General features: G+C 60.6%; 16 protein-coding genes and 1 pseudogene. 5 read left to right on the forward strand and 12 right to left on the reverse strand.

Annotation, left to right across the window (positions count from 1 at the left end):
* Nucleotides 1–221: 221 nt before the first annotated feature.
* The 4 genes from BMW76_RS11515 (at nucleotide 222) to dctA (ending at nucleotide 3,171) form a co-directional block, all read left to right on the forward strand.
* Nucleotides 222–533 carry a DUF4148 domain-containing protein gene (locus BMW76_RS11515; RefSeq protein WP_090865448.1) on the forward strand — a complete coding sequence of 104 codons (312 nt, stop codon included), beginning with the start codon at nucleotides 222–224 and terminating at the stop codon, nucleotides 531–533.
* A gap of 39 nt (nucleotides 534–572) precedes the next feature.
* Complete coding sequence (locus BMW76_RS40285) at nucleotides 573–764, forward strand: hypothetical protein (RefSeq protein ID WP_143062246.1); 192 nt, start codon at nucleotides 573–575, stop codon at nucleotides 762–764.
* 134 nt (nucleotides 765–898) lie between these two features.
* On the forward strand, nucleotides 899–1,867 hold the full coding sequence (locus BMW76_RS11520; RefSeq protein WP_090865266.1) for a LysR family transcriptional regulator: 969 nt from the start codon (nucleotides 899–901) through the stop codon (nucleotides 1,865–1,867).
* Entirely contained in the window at nucleotides 1,864–3,171 is a 1,308-nt protein-coding gene (dctA, locus tag BMW76_RS11525) for a C4-dicarboxylate transporter DctA (protein WP_090865267.1), read from the forward strand. Before BMW76_RS11520 ends, dctA begins: the two co-directional genes overlap by 4 nt.
* Before the next feature lie 39 nt (nucleotides 3,172–3,210).
* Here the strand turns inward: dctA and BMW76_RS11530 are convergent, their stop codons facing one another.
* From BMW76_RS11530 to BMW76_RS42590, 4 genes and pseudogenes are all read right to left on the reverse strand, one after another.
* Nucleotides 3,211–3,993: a substrate-binding domain-containing protein gene (locus BMW76_RS11530; RefSeq protein ID WP_090865268.1), complete on the reverse strand. Its 783-nt coding sequence runs from the start codon at nucleotides 3,991–3,993 to the stop codon at nucleotides 3,211–3,213.
* 54 nt (nucleotides 3,994–4,047) lie between these two features.
* Nucleotides 4,048–5,343 carry an MFS transporter gene (tcuC, locus tag BMW76_RS11535; protein WP_090865269.1) on the reverse strand — a complete coding sequence of 432 codons (1,296 nt, stop codon included), beginning with the start codon at nucleotides 5,341–5,343 and terminating at the stop codon, nucleotides 4,048–4,050.
* Nucleotides 5,344–5,538: 195 nt separating this feature from the next.
* Entirely contained in the window at nucleotides 5,539–5,769 is a 231-nt protein-coding gene (locus BMW76_RS40290) for a citrate synthase family protein (protein WP_143062247.1), read from the reverse strand.
* Nucleotides 5,762–6,106, reverse strand: a pseudogene (locus BMW76_RS42590) (CoA-binding protein); the annotation flags it as partial. The gene BMW76_RS40290 and the pseudogene BMW76_RS42590, both read right to left, overlap by 8 nt.
* A 915-nt stretch (nucleotides 6,107–7,021) precedes the next feature.
* On the opposite strand from BMW76_RS42590, the gene BMW76_RS11545 reads away from it, so the two are divergent.
* Complete coding sequence (locus tag BMW76_RS11545; protein ID WP_090865270.1) at nucleotides 7,022–7,261, forward strand: hypothetical protein; 240 nt, start codon at nucleotides 7,022–7,024, stop codon at nucleotides 7,259–7,261.
* Nucleotides 7,262–7,812: 551 nt separating this feature from the next.
* Here BMW76_RS11545 and ligD read toward each other — a convergent pair.
* The 8 genes from ligD to BMW76_RS11590 form a co-directional block, all read right to left on the reverse strand.
* A complete protein-coding gene (gene ligD, locus BMW76_RS42775) occupies nucleotides 7,813–8,319 on the reverse strand; it encodes a non-homologous end-joining DNA ligase LigD (RefSeq protein WP_407668937.1) in 507 nt (168 codons plus the stop codon).
* A 19-nt stretch (nucleotides 8,320–8,338) separates the two neighbouring features.
* Complete coding sequence (locus tag BMW76_RS11560) at nucleotides 8,339–8,716, reverse strand: hypothetical protein (protein WP_090865272.1); 378 nt, start codon at nucleotides 8,714–8,716, stop codon at nucleotides 8,339–8,341.
* Nucleotides 8,713–9,060, reverse strand: a complete 348-nt coding sequence (locus tag BMW76_RS11565) for a hypothetical protein (RefSeq protein ID WP_245763183.1) — start codon at nucleotides 9,058–9,060, stop codon at nucleotides 8,713–8,715. Before BMW76_RS11565 ends, BMW76_RS11560 begins: the two co-directional genes overlap by 4 nt.
* 17 nt (nucleotides 9,061–9,077) lie before the next feature.
* Nucleotides 9,078–10,298, reverse strand: a complete 1,221-nt coding sequence (locus BMW76_RS11570) for an NRAMP family divalent metal transporter (RefSeq protein ID WP_090865274.1) — start codon at nucleotides 10,296–10,298, stop codon at nucleotides 9,078–9,080.
* Nucleotides 10,299–10,421: 123 nt separating this feature from the next.
* On the reverse strand, nucleotides 10,422–11,726 hold the full coding sequence (locus BMW76_RS11575) for an NAD(P)/FAD-dependent oxidoreductase (RefSeq protein ID WP_090865275.1): 1,305 nt from the start codon (nucleotides 11,724–11,726) through the stop codon (nucleotides 10,422–10,424).
* A 10-nt stretch (nucleotides 11,727–11,736) separates the two neighbouring features.
* The gene (locus tag BMW76_RS11580) at nucleotides 11,737–13,155 is read right to left on the reverse strand and encodes a saccharopine dehydrogenase C-terminal domain-containing protein (protein WP_090865449.1); all 1,419 of its coding nucleotides are present in this window, start codon (nucleotides 13,153–13,155) and stop codon (nucleotides 11,737–11,739) included.
* 188 nt (nucleotides 13,156–13,343) lie between these two features.
* Nucleotides 13,344–13,934, reverse strand: coding sequence for a ParB/Srx family N-terminal domain-containing protein (locus tag BMW76_RS11585; RefSeq protein WP_090865276.1), 591 nt, complete (start codon nucleotides 13,932–13,934; stop codon nucleotides 13,344–13,346).
* Between the two features lie 320 nt (nucleotides 13,935–14,254).
* On the reverse strand, nucleotides 14,255–15,607 hold the full coding sequence (locus tag BMW76_RS11590) for a caspase family protein (protein ID WP_090865277.1): 1,353 nt from the start codon (nucleotides 15,605–15,607) through the stop codon (nucleotides 14,255–14,257).
* Between the last annotated feature and the right edge of the window lie 311 nt (nucleotides 15,608–15,918).

Consider the following 15,918-nt stretch of genomic DNA (forward strand, 5'->3'; position numbering starts at 1 on the left):
CCATCACATGCTCATTGGAGTGGCTACTAACGCACGACGGCAGGAATGGTTTTCTCTTTTCGAAGTACGACGGTCACTCGAAGCGCTGGCTCCCGATTTTTTTCTTTGGACAGTGCGCTTCGTCCTGTTACTGGTCTAAGGTATCCTTAACACGGATGTCGCGAACGACGGGCGGCATCGTACCGCTTGCGCTGTGCCAATCGGACGAGTGGAGATGCACTATGGAAAGCCTTCCGGGATACCGCGCGACGCTTACTGCGTGGGTGCTTTTGCTGGCGGGATGTGCGGCTGGCGGCGTGCCTCAAAGCGGCCCACATCTGAGCCCAACAGAGTGCCGTGACCTGGCCGCACTCAGGAGCAACGCGCCTCCGACGGCGGCGCAACACCAAAGCGAGCTTGCGGCGCTGAGGAAAGCGGGCTACAACCCGTCACCATGGAACGACGACCCAAAATTCCCAGAGGATCTACACGCGGCGCAGCGTCTGGTCGACCATTGGTTCGAAACGGAGTGCCAGCAGTTTCAACCCGGGTGAGAACCCCGCGCCACTAGAGACCTCATTTTCTTGACACCATTGAAAGACGTCGACCGTCCGTTGCTGGCCGGCATTACGCGTTTATCACCGCGGCAGAAGGCTGCCGTTAAAGACGCTAAAGTCAACTCTGTGCGGGCGAACAAGATCAGCGCTTACTCGGTTCATGCCCGCAGTAGAACCTTCACGGAACTGATGCTGTCGGCCATGAACAGTCAGCTGCGTCCGGGCTGACCGCGTGAATCCGGCCCGTCGCGCCTCACCTCGATGGCACCCTTCAAGGGCTACGCAGACGAACGTCGTCCCCGATGGGCGCTCCCGGCTGAATCATGCACAATACTCGGCATCCAAGATGCGGAGGCCGGTCCGTGGGCGTTAACTTCGATTTGAATGACTTGCAGGCGTTTCGCGCGGTGGTGGAACTGGGAAGCTTCCGGAAGGCTGCCGAGGCGGTCAGCATTTCCCAGCCGGCCTTAAGTCGTCGGATCGACAAGCTCGAGGAAGCGCTCGGCGTGCGTCTCTTCGAGCGCACCACGCGCAGCGTCACGCTTACCACCGTCGGCCGTGTGTTCGCCCCGAGCGCAGAGCAACTGCTCGACGATCTCGACGTCGCGCTGCTCGGCATCCGCGATGTTTCATCGAGCCGCCTGGGGCACGTGACCATCGCGTGCGTGCCTTCGGTCGCCTACTATTTTCTGCCGAACGTCATCGCAAACTTTCATCGCCGCTTCCCACGCATCAGGGTCAAGCTGCTGGATTCGAGCGCGAACGAGGTGCTTGGCGCGGTCATCAGCGGCGAGGCTGATTTCGGCGTGAGCTTTATGGGCAGCCAGGAGTCCGAGATCGAGTTCAAGCTGCTGCTGCAGGAGCGCTTTGTTGCTGCCTGTCGCCGCGACCATCCCCTCGCGCGCAAGAAGCGCGTGACCTGGAACGAGCTTTACGAGCACGAATACGTCTCGGTGGACAAGACTTCCGGTAACCGCCTGTTGCTCGACCAGGCGCTCTCGGCTGTGGCGCCGCGAGCGCCGAGCGTCTGCGAGACGCGGCACGTCACGACGATGCTCGGGTTGATCGAAGCGGGACTCGGTGTTGCCGCGGTGCCGTCGATGGCCATGCCCGGACAGGATCACCCAATCCTCACGAGCGTGCCGCTCGTCGAACCGGTGGTGAAACGACGCGTGGGAATCGTGAGACGGCGCGGACGGCCGCTCACACCGGCCGCACAGGAGTTTCACCGGACGATCATCGAGACGAAGCGCGGCGGCGTCGCAAGCGGCGATGCCGTGGCCAATAAGGTGACGGCGACAGCGAAGACAAGAAGGAAGACGGCATCGTGAGGTTGGCAAGACCGCTTCGTTTGCTCTATGTGCAGGTCGTGCTGGCCATGGTGCTCGGCATGACGCTCGGCCATTTCTGGCCGCAGGCGGGCGCGCTGCTCAAGCCTCTCAGCGACGCGTTCGTTGGCCTTGTACGGATGATGATCGCGCCGATTGTCTTTTGCACGATCGTCTCGGGCATCACATCACTGGCGAACGGGAAGGCCATCGGGCGCACGATTATCCACTCGCTGGCGCTTTTCTATCTCCTGACAGCCGTCGCGCTCGCGCTCGGACTCGTCACAGCGTTCGTACTGCGACCTGGCGCCGGCATGCACGTCGACGCCCATCATCTGGACTCGAGCATCGTCGCGCAATATGCGAAGCACGCGCAGGAGCACGGGCTGGTGGCGTTCGGACTGAGCGTGATCCCGGAGACGATGCTCGGCGCCTTCGAGAAGGGCGAGGTGCTGCCAGTGCTGCTGCTCTCGGTGCTCTTCGGCTTCTCGCTCAATGCTTATCCGCGGGCTGGCCGGCCAGTGCTAGCGCTCATCGACGGCGTCGCCCAGATGCTCTTTCGCATCCTCGCGATGATCATGCGACTCGCTCCACTCGGGGCGTTCGGTGCGATGGCTTTCACGGTGGGACGCTTCGGCATCCGCTCGGTCGGCTCGCTCGGCATGCTGATGGTGTCCTTCTACGTGGCATGCCTGTTATTCGTTGCGCTGGTGCTCGCGCCCCTCGCGCGGCTGCACGGCTTCGCGCTTTGGCGACTCTTGCGCTACATGCGCGAGGAATTGCTCATCGTCCTCGCGACATCGTCGACTGAGCCGGTACTGCCGCGCCTGATCGCGAAGCTGGAGGCGCTCGGTTGCGACAAGGGCGTCGTGGGGCTTGTGCTGCCTGCGGGCTATTCGTTTAATCTGGACGGCACCGCAATCTATCTGACGCTCGCCTCGCTGTTCATCGCGCAGGCGTGCGATGTGCCGCTTTCCGCGCCGCAGATCGCGACGATGCTCGCCGTCATGTTGCTCACTTCCAAGGGGGCGGCCGGTGTGTCAGGCAGCGGGCTGGTGGCGCTCGTCGCGACGCTCATCGCGATTCCCGATCTGCCCGTTGCCGGGGTGGCGCTTCTGGTGGGTATCGACCGCTTCATGTCCGAGGCGCGTGCGCTGACGAGCGTGATCAGCAACGCCTGCGCAGTGATCTTCGTTTCGCTGTGGGAAGGCGCGTGCGATCGTGCGCGTCTCGCGCAGATGCTCAGGGTGGCCGAGCCAGGCCGCCAGGACGGTGCCAATGACGCCGCGACAGACACCGCGAGGTAACAGGAAGGCTGACTGGGCAAGCCTTCCCATGGTGCTGCCTCAATGTGCGGAAACGGAATCGAGCCCGGTCGATTTCACTTCCGCTTGTACGTCGGGTGATGCAAGGTAGTCGAGAAGCGCCTTCGCTTCCTTCGGATGCTGCGCGCCGACGGGGATGCCGGCGGCGAAGCGCGTGACGGACTGCAAGGACTCGGGAATCTTTCCGACGAAGGTCGCGCCCTGGACAGGCAGCAACTCGCTCACCTGCTGGAAGCCGATTTCGTAGTCACCGTTCGCCACCACCGACGCCACTGGAATCCGCGGAATCATCTTCGCCTTCGACCTCACCTGGTCCTCGATGCCGAGCTTCCTGAACAACTCTCGCTCGATATAGACGCCGCTCGCGCTGTCCGAGTAGGCGATCGATTTCGCGTGCAGCAGGGTTTGCCTGAGGCCTTCGGCCGAGCCGATGTCGGGCTTCGCCGCACCTTCGCGCACGACCATGCCGATGCGCGAATCGGCCAGCTCGATCCGCGATCCGGGGATGACCTTGCCTTGCCTGATCAGCTCGTCGAGTGCGTAGCCGACCATGATGACGGCGTCCGCAGGTTCGCCGCGCGCGAGCCTGTTGGGGATCGCTTCGGGCGATTTGCCCATCGACGGGCCGAGCGCGGTGTCGAGCGTGTTGCCCGTCTGGGACGCGAACCTGGGACCGAGCACCTTGTAGGCGGCGGTGAAGCCGCCCGAACTCATGACGTGCAAGTCGGCGGCCTGCACGTTCGCCGCAGCGGCCGAGGTTGCGACGAGCGCTGCCGCGCATAGTTTCAGAAGCAGATTTTTCATGATTGCGGTCGTGCCGGGTCGTGTGTATTCGGGAACATGCGGGATGGCCGCGCATCAGTGCGCCGGCGTCAGCGTCACTGCGCGGCGTCGATAGAGCGCAAACGTCGCCAAAAGGGCGCACGCTGCGGCCAGGCTCATCCAGTAGCCAGGCGCCGCCTTGTCGCCCGTCATGTGAATGAGAGCCGTCGAGATCGCCGGCGTGAAGCCTCCAAACACGGCCGTAGCGAGGCTATAGGCGAGCGAGAAGCCTGCAACGCGTACCTGCACGGGCATCACTTCCGTAAGCGCGACGACCATCGCGCCGTTATAGATGCCGTACATGAATGAGAGCCAAAGGAGGACGAACAGCATGTTGACGAAGCTCGGCGCGTGAGCGAGCAGCGACAGTGCCGGGTATGCGGTCGCGATCGCGAGCACCGTCATGCCGACGAGCAGCGGCCGGCGGCCGATCTTGTCCGAAAGTGCCCCGCCAACCGGCAGCCACACAAAGTTCGACACGCCGACGCACAGCGTCACGAGCAGACTGTCGGCCGTGCTCAGGTGCAGAACCGACTTGCCGAAGGTCGGCGCGTAGACCGTGATGAGGTAGAAGCTCGCGGTGGTCATCGCCACCAGCATCATGCCGGCGACAACGACGGCCCAGTTCTGGACCAGCGTGCCGAACACTTCCTTCATGCCCGGACGATGCTGGCGTGCCTTGAACTCCTGCGTTTCCTCCAGATTGCGGCGCAGCATGAAGATGAACGGCACGATCATGCAGCCGACGAAGAACGGTATACGCCATCCCCACGCGGCGATGGCCGCTGTGCTCAGCGATTGATTGAGCGCGAAGCCGAGGCCCGCAGCCACGACGATCGCCACCTGCTGGCTCGCGGACTGCCAGCTCGTGAAGAAGCCTTTGCGGCCGGGCGTGGCCATCTCGGCGAGATACACCGACACGCCGCCCAGCTCGGCACCCGCCGAGAAGCCCTGCAGCAGCCGCCCGAGCAGCACGAGCGCGGGTGCCAGAAGTCCGATCGTGGTGTAGCCCGGTACGAACGCGATCAGGATGGTGCCGCTTGCCATGATGGAGAGCGTGACGATGAGGCCCTTGCGGCGGCCGACGTCGTCGATGTAGGCGCCGAGCACGATCGCGCCCAGCGGCCGCATCAGAAAGCCGGCGCCGAAGACCGCGAACGTCATCATCAATGAGGCGAACTCGCTCACGGCGGGAAAGAAGACGTTGGCGATCTGTGTGGCGTAGAAGCCGAACAGGAAGAAGTCGAACTGCTCCAGGAAATTCCCGGCCGTTACGCGGAAAACCGCAGCGGCCTTCGAACGTCCGGTCGAAAGGCTAGACGAGGGGTGCATCGAGGTGTCTCCTGAGATCCAGAAAGTACGCGGTGATCCGGTCGATTGTGGTTTTGACAATGTTCGCCCGGAGCCGGCAAAACGATAAGTGCAATTTTCGGAACGATTGATGTTCGATCGTTATCAATCGGGGCCTGCTGATACCGCCGCGCGTTGCAACGCGAGCATGCGGCAGTGGCCGTCACAGACCTTGGGTCACGCCACGAAGTGGCACAGGGAAGCGGCAGTGCGTGTATCCATGTTGCGTCCGCGATTCAGGTGATCGTCGATTTCCGCGGCGCAGTCAAGCATGCGCGGATAGAGAAAGATCGTGAACGCGGCGGTTTCGAGATCCGCCTCGCTCAACTCTCCGCGCCTGAGCGGCTTCCACAGCACCTTGAGCAGCAGCGCAGCGATCACCGCGTCGACATTGACGCAATAGCGCAAGGCTGCCTTCGGGCTCGAAGTCGGGCATCGTCGCGTTCTCGCGTATCACCGCCGTGAGTGCCGCCGGGATGTGCGCGATGTTCGTGACCACCGCGCCCTGGCCGAGCAGCGCGGATCGTCTGGTGTGTAAAGCCGCTCGACGCCAAACTTTTTCATGAACCAGCGTTCCTTTGCGAGCGCATCGTCTGCGCCGCCCGCCATTGCTCCCGCGTGCCCCACCGCGCGTGAGACGGCTCTTCCAGCGGCCCACCACGCACGCGACTACCGGTTTCGTCAATGTGGCGTCGGCCTCGTAGTAGCCGCACGGTTCGCAGTACAGCACGGCGGCCGTGCTGCGCGTCGCGACGGGAAGGCGTGTGCGAGAACTGCCAATTACGGTCGACAGGCTCTTTGCATGAGAAAACGGAAGCCGCCGCCCGGTGTAGATATCTATCTGGCCGAAATCGCCGACCAGTGCAGTGAGCAGACTCGTCTGAGGAGGGGTAGAACTGGCTTGTCTTTAGCGACAGCTGCCGGCCGCAGTATCCAGGTCGAGCGCTGCGGGGGCTAGATCAAATGCCGCGCAAAGACGTACCGTCAGCGTGCGCGTTGCCCCGTTCTCGCGGAATACCGACCGACCATCAGCTGCGCTCGATACGACGCGCTTCTCTGGCATTCTGGATGCTGCGCATTCAGTAACGATGGGCGCGTGTCCGCACTGGAAGAGCATTGCCGCGGGCTGGGTACGGTATGGAATCAGGAATCAGCGTGCCCGGCCTACTTTGTGTCGCAGGACTTCGTGAGAGTGTCCTGGACTACGATCGCCGCGCTCGGTCGCGGGACGCAGTACGGGCCAGATTGGGACATTCGACGCTCGCCCGCAAATCGGTGACACCCGGCAGATCCAATTCGCGCTTCAGCCGTTCATCAGGTCGAATCTTCATTCGATTCCCCAATGTTTTATCGTTGTTTAGATTGCTGATTGTGCTAATCGGATAGGGTCTTTCTTCAAGGCTCTCTCTGCTTTGCTGCATGGTTTTCGGCAACTACCAAATCGATTGGTGCGAGCGGGTCTGCTCCATGACATGAAAGTCGGCGGCGTAAGCGACGCGGACTCGCAACAAGAGGCATACGATCAAGGCGTTGCAATCGGGCGAGCGGCGATCGATGACGCGTTGCCGAAGCCATAGGGACGACTTCATCGCATCTGTCCGATGCGATCCTGCGGCTCTCGCTCATACTAATGTTCTCCGCGTAATTCTGGGAAAAGACCATGATCACCGCGATCAGCACAGTTCTGAACTTCATCGGCCTTACCATGATGGCTTTCGGCGGAATCGGCGCTGCCTGGTTTTCGCCTGCGTCCCATCCGGACCCGGACTGGTCCGTGGACCATATCGGGGAACAGAGGGTCAAGCGAGTTGTGACGCACCATAGCCAGAAACTGGTAAAGCCATGCTTTGCCCTCGTTGGTGTGGGCGCGCTGTTCCAGCTTGCCGCCATGGCGTTTTGAGCCGCCGTGCCCGGATTGTGCATCACGAATATCGCGGCTGACTTCAGCGGTGTGATCTTCGGCCTGCCGCTTCAGGAGATGGCCGCATTGCCCGCACGGGCTGATGCTTGCGCGCACGCAATTCCTCTTACGGATTGACAGTAAAAGTCTGCGTCGACACCGAATCAGATCGGCTCGCCCGGCATGTCGGATGCTGCGCTTATGGGGTGATCATCCGGTGAATGCGGGAGCAGACGATGCTCGCACCTCGTCGCTTCGCGCTGCATCGGTAGCGAGGAAGACCATGTCCACCCAGTGCTATGCGTCGTATCGCGGATGCAAGATTGAAGTCCACGTCACGCCGGCAAATTCGCATGCGTTCGGTGGGATATGTCGGCGCTACCGCGTGTCATGGGTGATTTCTTCGCCTGATAATCCACATCAGGTGCTTGCAAGTTTTCCAGAACGCTTCGACTTCCTTACTGAGCAAGAGGCATTCAGGTACGGGGAGGGGCGAGCGCACACATTCATTGATTCGATCCTGTCTACTCCGTCGCGCAGACGGATCGCGGTCAACAGTTCCGGGCACGCAGATGAAGCACCAACAGTCTGATGGTTTCTTTGTTGCTCTCGTTGCCACAATAGTCGTGACTTTGTGCACAGTTGCTTTGTGGGATCTTGCGGTATCGCTTGGCGAGTATTAGCCAACCTCTCATCCCACGAGACAAGCATCGACACGGCCATGCCAGAGCGCGCACGTACCGAAAAGGATCAACGGTGCTTGCGCCTTTGCCATTGCAAAGATAGTCGATGAAGATTTTGCCGACGCGGTTCTTGGTCCAGGCACGGCGGAGAACTTTTGCGGGATGACGTGCGCCATATGCTGGGCTACTGCCTGTGAGAGCGCCTTTAACCTCATCCCAATCGCGCCGGCGGGTGAGCGGCACGACGATGTGAAAGCTCTTGCCCCGCGCGTCTTTGCGAACGAGCGCAACCGAATGACCCGCAAAATGCGAAGCAAACGCTACTAGACGGTTGCTGCGTGCTCCCCGCGCAATGAAGTACTGAAGCTGGAACACGTCGCGCTTTTACCCACTTCTACTCCGTGCGGGGCCGGTCGTCCGAACTTCGCGGGGGTACAGTTTCACGCTCGGTTGCCGCGTCGTGCGCGCTGCCCTGGAGGTCGGCTTTATCGCACACCAGCCGTGGGTGCCTCGGATCGGTGACGTCGATCTGATGCCATGCGATCCGGTGGCGACGCGAGCGGCCCTTGCGCTGCACCGCTTCACGCAACACTCGCGGCAGCAAACCGACGGCGAGGCGCTCGAGCAAAGCATCGGGACCGACATGAAATTCGCTTATCAGCCACGCGTCGCCGTCGCGTACCACCTTGATCGCCTCTATGTGGCCGAGTCGTTTGCCGTCTCGCGATAGCACTTGCCGGCCAAGCGCGAGATCCACATTGACGTGCTTCATCGACCCGATCCCGGAATGCGCTCGATGACGTGCTCGCGCAGCCAGCGCTGGGAGTCGCCAAGCGGCGTGTCGGATACATCGACGTCCACCTGGATGTCGATCCCTATGCGGCGGACATGGCTCCAGGGAATCCGGTACGGCTCGGTACAGCCCGCGCCACCAACGCTGCGGGCTAGTCGTGCTACCCAACGCGCGGCGCGTTCGCCAATGCGCCGCGCCATCGCTACCGAACCCGTTTCGATCGCAACGATTTCCGGCGGACGGCCCTGGCGCAGTTCGACGACGATACTGTCGATCCGCCCCATCTTCGCGCCATGGCGATCGACCAACTGTTTGTCCAGCACGTCTCGAACAAGGTCCATTACGTGCCTCCGAGTATCTGTAGCGGCACTGTGACGATTGCCAGCACGAAGCTGAGTGCGACGATCGCGATAACCACAGCATTTGAAAACGCGCCGTTGCGGTGATCTCCGACATAGCTCTCGTCATTCATCAACGACAGGAATGGAACGACGGTGAGTGGCAGGCTCATCGCAGTCAGCGCCATGGAGAAGACGGTCAGCTTTAGCGGGTCGACGCCCACAGCAATCGGGATCGCACCGATTGCAAGCGCGCACGTGTAGACGAGGGTGAATGCCGGATCTTCGCGCGGCATGCGGTTCTCGCCCCAGTTCCAGCCGAAGCCTTGCGCAACGAAATACGCCTGCTCGAGCGCGATCTCCAGTGTCGCGCCGAAGCAGGCGAAGGCGAGCGACGCGATAAACAGCACGAAGCCCCCGAAACCGAACACCGTGACCAGCATCATCGGCAACTGGTGATAGTTCTCGACGCGCGTAATGCCGTGCGCGGGAAACACGCACGCGGCGGCAATCAGTACAGTCAGCGAAATGCCGCCGCCAAATGCCATGCCCAGGCCTGCGATCGCGCGGTTTGCGCCGAGATAGCCCCGGTCCCAGCGATCCTCGACCGCACCGGATGAGTAGAAGAGGAACAGTGACGGTGTGATCGACGCGCCGAGAATGCTGACCACGGTGAACCAGTAGTTTGCCGGGTCGTGATGTGGCAGGCTCGGCAGCACGCCTGACGCGACCTGATGCCAGTCGGGCCTGAGCGCGACTGCCGCGGCGACAAAGCTCAACGTGACGAGGCCGAGCAGTGACATGCCCTTTTCGATCAGCCCAAACGTACTGCGCCACAGTGCAAACCAGGCAAGCACCGCGACGGGCAACGCCCACCACTGGTGCTGTATCCCGGTGGCCATTTCGAGCGCCACACCGACGCCTCCGATTTCCGCCGACAGCACGAGCGTATTGACGATGAGTGTCGCAACCAACGGGAAAAGGAAGAAGCGGATACCGAAACGGTCGCGAATGCCATCGGCAATCGTATGTTTGCTCACCGCGGCGAATCGTCCCGACATCTCGGTCAGAAAGACGATGCACAGCGTGCCGAGGACAATCGGCCAGACAAGCTTGAAACCGAATGCGGCGCCTCCTTGCGCCGCCGTCGACAGCGATCCCATCTCCAGAAAGCCGCCGACGCTCGTCACAACGCCGAGGGATATTTCGAGCAGTTTTTTCATCCATCCGGCTCCGCCGCGATACAGCCATGCTCAAGCATTGTCTGTTCCCAAAGGCGCGGTTTCCGCTGCTGACGATGCGCGAGCCGAATAAAAGCGCATGACGATGCGTGCCGCCACAGCCCATCACAGAATGTCTCGCAGCCGGTAGTAGAGCGTGCCGAGCAGCACCGCTGGCGTGCGAAACAAACGGCCGCCAGGAAAGGGCCCATGTCGAAGCCGGGCAAAAACATCGAAGCGACCGGCCTGCCCTTCGATCGCTTCAGCGACGAGCTTGCCCGCCATGCCGGAAAACACCAGTCCGTGGCCCGAGAAACCTTGCATGAAGTACACGTTGCTTCCAAGGCGCCCGAGATGCGGCGCACGGTTCAACGTAACGTCGACAAAGCCGCCCCATGCATAGTCGATCCGCAAACCGTCCAGTTGCGGAAATACGCCGAGCATGCGCCGCCGCATCCTGTCGACGAGGTCATGCGGTGTTTTTGCGTTGTACGTTTCACCTGCACCAAAAAGCAAACGGTTGTCTGCGCTCACGCGGAAATAATCGAGCACGAAGTTGTTGTCCGATACGGCGGCGCGATGCGCGATCAGCGCATTCGCGCGTGCGCTCTCCATTGGCTGCGTCGCGACCATGTAGGTGCCGACGGGCATGATCCGCGAAGCAATCTCGGGAGCCAGGCTATCGCCGAATTCGCCGAGATAGACGTTGCCGGCGAGGACCACGAAGCGACACGCCACCTGTCCCGTACCTGACTTGACGATCGCCGTGTTGCCGCGCTCCAGCCGGAACGCAGGCGAACGCTCGAAGATCCGCACGCCCATTATTCGGGCGGCTTCAGCGAGCGCGAGACAATACTTCAATGGATGCAAATGCCCTGACCGCGGATCGAATACGCCTGCGACGAAGCGCTCGCTGCTGATCCAGCGGCCGATATCGCCGCGCTCGATCCATTGCAACGGATAACGATACGCGCGTTGCACGTGCTCTACATACTTCAGCAGTTCGCGGCATTTGCGTTCGCGGATTGCGACGGTGAGGTAGCCACGGCTGTACTCGCATTCCATCCGGAAACGCTCGATGCGTTGCTCCAACAGCGATAATCCTTCGACAGAGATGTCCCATGCGCGGCGCGCATCTTCGGCGCTGAACTGCTCTTCGATCGCACACTCACCTTCCGCGCCGAATCCGACAATCGCCTGGCCGCCGTTGCGCCCCGATGCGCCCCATCCCACACGAAACGCCTCCAGCAGCACGACCTCGAAGCCGCTCTGCGCAAGCTCCAGCGCGCAAGACAGTCCTGCATAGCCGCCGCCGACGACGCACACATCGGCTGTCACCTCGCCTTCGAGCGCATCGCACACGGGCTGGCGCTCCACGCTTGCTTCGTACCACGACTTCTCGATGACGGCGGACTCCTTTTGCAGTAACACAGTGGCCTCGTCAATCAACGCGGAAGTTCAGGAATTGCCATGGGTCCGACGCGTCGACGTTCTCTTCGTAGAGCGCGGACCGATCCCGCAGCGGCGTCCATTGCCCATAGGTTCCGGCGAATTCACCCAGGTACGGTTCTGCCACGGCGAGAATGGTTTCGTGATCGATGTCGTCCGGCTCCACGATGCCCTCACGCGGATAGCGCAACGCCCACACCATGCCCGCGAGCGCGCCGGCGACGACCTGCAGTGTCGTCGCGCTGTTGTAGGGCATCAACTGTCGCGCGGTCGAAATCGACAGGCGGGAGCCGAACCAGTAAGCGCCGTTCGAATTGCCCATCAGCAGCACGCCGAGCTCATCGCAACCGTCGACGATTTCATCGCGCAGGATTCGCTTGTGCGACTGCGCGTGCCAGTTGCGGCCGGCGAGCTCATGAATCGACAGCACGGAATCCGGACAAGGACGGTACGCGTAATGGACGGTCGGCCGATAGACGACGCGAGCCGCCTCGCGAACCGTCAGATGGTCGGCAATCGATATCGATTCGCCATGCGTGATCAGAAAGCCGTGATACGGGCCGCCTGACGGTGTCCAGCTGCGCACTGTCGTCGCAAATCCCGGTCGCCGCAAGTAGATCGCTGCATCGCTGCCGTAGCCATGCCGTGCGCCATCGCGCGGCCAATGCCGTTCGTGATGACCCCAGCCGAGTTCGGCTGGCTGCAGACCTTCTTCGATGAATGCATCGACGGACCATGTGCAGACGAACTCGTCCATTTTCTTTGCGATTCTCGCGACCTGCGTATCCTGTTCGGCGATGTGGATGACCTTGATGTCGAGGCGTCGCGCAAGCGCCGCCCATTCTTCGTGATGCACAGGTTTGCCCGGATCGAAGCCGCTATCGCGCGCCATGTTGATGAGCGCCTGTTTCACGAGCGCCGACGCAAGGCCTGGATTGGCGCCCTGCGTCACGATGGCCGTCGGTCCGCCGCGGCGGTCGAGTCGCAAGGCAAGCAGTTCTTCTCGCAACGCGTAGTTCGTGCGCAGTTGCATCGGCACCGCTTCGTCGACGGACATGTCCTCCCACGGTTCGATGGCAAGATCGATGTAACGGATGCCCCGGCTCCAGCAGAAGCGGACAAGGGTCGTGCTCGCGACGCCCACCGAAAGATTCAACACAAAGTCGCCTTCGCCGATGAGGCGGTCCAGAACGGATTCGTAGTTGCTGTGCGATAGCGGTTCGAAAACCAGCTCTACTCCGTAGGCTTTGGCCGGCTCGACATCGTCGGAGGGCAGGCAAAGCACTTTGACGTTTTCTGCTGATACTTCGATATGGCGGAATATCGCGGGCAGCATCGCGTGACCCATTCCCCCAAAACCGATAATGAGCAGACGCCCGTCAAGGCGTGCGAGTGTCGATGCCTGTTCCATCTGCCATCCTTCGAGATCGCTCGTGCACTGATTACGAGCATCGCGCGTGCCCCGGCGCAACCGGCCATTTATCTCGACGGGCGCGTCGTATTCGGGCAGCGGAAAAACGGGACGGTCTACCTGTACGAAATGCAGCGCTTAAGTACGGCGGCTTGAGCGCAGTGTTGAACGCGCAGCGAGTCGCGGGATCACCGCTTGCCGATGAAGCCGGGCATCGATGCCGCGTCCCGGGTGCGCGCGACGCGAATCGCATGCACCAGCGCGAGCGCGAACGCAGCCTCGCTGCTGTCATGGATCGGCACGCGCGCCCGAAAGAAGTCGGCCCACACGAATGATTCGTACGCATGGTTCGGTTTGCGGTAGGCGCCAGCCCGGCGTGCGAATGCGGAAAGACTATGGTAGGGGTCGTCCGCCATCTCGTGCAGCACCAAAGGCAACTCAGCGAGCGAGCTTCGAACGCCATGTTCGTCGAACGGATGAAGCCAATGCCTGTCTTGCATCTGCTCCCAGAATGCGTCCTCGCTGCATCCGCTGAAATCGGCGACCACGTGTACCGGCAAGCGGTCGAAGCCGGCCCGCTGCCAGGCGCATGCCCAATGATGGTGGTCGACCACGTACATTGCATTGTGCGGTCCGAGCGCGACGTGCACTGCGTGCCGCGCCATGAACGCATCGACGTTCCATCTGTGCCGTTCGGTCAGGAGGGCCTTTGCGTTGACATATCGCGAACCGATCGTCATTTGGGTCGGTCGCAACTGATCGGGATGCGCGTACATCATTTTCTGCAACTCATTCGGTCGAGCGGGAACATGTTTTCGTTCAGCATTGCGCGTGCCCCTGCGCTCGCTTCGTCCCACGCGTAAAACCGAATAGCGGCGCAAGCGTCGCACGCCGTGCGTCAGGCCGCCTTCGCTTCAGGATTGCCCGACTGCTCGCGCACGTTCCTGCTTGTCACGGCGACCACGTCCGAGAACTGGTCACTCGATACATTAGGATACCGATGCATGTAGCGTCGTATCGAGTCGCGAACCAAACATATGAACGGTCGAACTAGCGAAACAAGAGGCGGTGCCATCACACGTTCAGTTCGAGTCGGCCTTTACACACTCCAAGATCGCGCCAGATTCCTCCAGACCTTGCGACATTGCGTTCTCACTACGTCAATGACGAATACAGAAATAGCACATATAGGGGTGCTTGCGACAACGAGAAAGATCACTGTATATAGCGGAACATCCGGTGCGCTATAAATCACGTTGATGAAGATCAGAGCTCCGAGAATGAGACTTGAGAGAGCGACCGCTTCGAAGAAGTTCCTTGAATTTATAACAGCGAGAATGCAACACGAAAGAACCAGAACCGGCACGAAAAAGGCTCCTGGCCATAACGCCGTATGCGAATGGTCCCATATCGCAAAAAGGGCGAACGAAATGGCTACGAGTATCAATGCCGCAACGTTTTGTACAGTAGGTCTTCCAGATACTCTACGTGTGTAGAGGAAATGGCGCGGGTGCGTCGGCCCGAAGTCCGTGCCAAGGGCACTTTCTTCATTGAAAATCCGGAACTTGTTTTGCCCGTTGGCTCTGTTGCTAAACAACCGGACGCGAGTAGCGATGTTTCCGTTAATTTGATCAGGCGCATGCAGTTCCGGGCGCACATGGTCACGGTGCCGTTCCTCAAGTCGTACATTGATCATATCCAGTATGTCCTGGATAGACAGACACTCGCCATAACGCCAATCACCTTCATATAGCGACTTAACAAGCGCACCACTGAATATCGTGCAGCCATCTTCGTCTGTGCGAATCGGGCAGCTTTCCTTATTGAGTGCACAGAGCAGGGCGGTGCCATCGATCGGAATATCCATCGCCTGCGGCATGGAGTCGGACGCGAAAGCCTTGGCGGCTTTCAGTGCCGCCACATACTCTCCTTGACCCTGAAACGCCTGAAGCGCCTCGGCGGAGAAACAGCAGTCAAGAATAATGAACCGCCGAAATCCATTCGCGTTCTTACTCAAGATGGCCGCCAAGTCTACGATCCTTAGTCCCGACGACTCGTTTTCCGATTCCGTCGACGCCAAAGCGATCAGATAATCGTGGTTTTTGCCATAAAAGTAGCCGTGACCGACGTAATAGAAGATCAAATTCCGAGGAAGCTCGGTCTTGTGACGTCGGTCATATGCAGCGAGGAATACACCTATTCGCGTCAGCTGTTCAGAGGCCGTTTCGATTGAATTGAAGAGATCCAGAACGCCGTCTTCTGAAACGGGAGGAATTGCTTGCTCGAAAATTCGTTTTTCAACCGCTTTCTTTGATCGTAGGAAAACTGGTTCTGCTCGATAACCATGTCGAGGAAACCTGGATGCCCCCACGAATATTACGCAGGTTCGCGGCTCGGCCATGGTCTTCTTCTCAGGAAGGCTTTCCTTATCTGGCATTTCAGGATCGGACATGGTTCTTTCCTCGAGTGCAGCTTCGCACTTGCGCGAGTTGCGCGCACGCTTCGAATGCGTGATATCGCATCTATCTTCCATTGCCTATGGTGGCAAAGGAACTGAGCATTGGTCGTTCCGGCGGCCTCGTCCGCCCGGGCGCCGGGTGGATTCAAATTGCGGCATTTCAGCGCCGGCGTGGCTTGTAGTCATCGTCCTCGTGCGACCTTCCGGCAATGGACTACGATGCATGCCGCAGACGCGTCAGTCGAAAAACTGACTGAGTTGCCTGGTCCTATGCGCAGAACCCAGGTACTGAATGCATTCGAAAA

The sequence above is a fragment of the Paraburkholderia diazotrophica genome, from assembly GCF_900108945.1.
GTDB lineage: Bacteria > Pseudomonadota > Gammaproteobacteria > Burkholderiales > Burkholderiaceae > Paraburkholderia > Paraburkholderia diazotrophica.

Excerpts from the sequence above, each read along its gene's own strand:
- BMW76_RS11580 (WP_090865449.1), bottom strand. The coding sequence starts at position 13,155 with ATGGAACAGGCATCGACACTCGCACGCCTTGACGGGCGTCTGCTCATT.
- tcuC (WP_090865269.1), bottom strand. The coding sequence starts at position 5,343 with ATGCACCCCTCGTCTAGCCTTTCGACCGGACGTTCGAAGGCCGCTGCG.
- BMW76_RS11560 (WP_090865272.1), bottom strand. The coding sequence starts at position 8,716 with ATGAAGCACGTCAATGTGGATCTCGCGCTTGGCCGGCAAGTGCTATCG.
- BMW76_RS11545 (WP_090865270.1), top strand. The coding sequence starts at position 7,022 with ATGATCACCGCGATCAGCACAGTTCTGAACTTCATCGGCCTTACCATG.
- BMW76_RS11570 (WP_090865274.1), bottom strand. The coding sequence starts at position 10,298 with ATGAAAAAACTGCTCGAAATATCCCTCGGCGTTGTGACGAGCGTCGGC.
- BMW76_RS11515 (WP_090865448.1), top strand. The coding sequence starts at position 222 with ATGGAAAGCCTTCCGGGATACCGCGCGACGCTTACTGCGTGGGTGCTT.
- BMW76_RS11530 (WP_090865268.1), bottom strand. The coding sequence starts at position 3,993 with ATGAAAAATCTGCTTCTGAAACTATGCGCGGCAGCGCTCGTCGCAACC.
- BMW76_RS11590 (WP_090865277.1), bottom strand. The coding sequence starts at position 15,607 with ATGTCCGATCCTGAAATGCCAGATAAGGAAAGCCTTCCTGAGAAGAAG.
- BMW76_RS11585 (WP_090865276.1), bottom strand. The coding sequence starts at position 13,934 with ATGATGTACGCGCATCCCGATCAGTTGCGACCGACCCAAATGACGATC.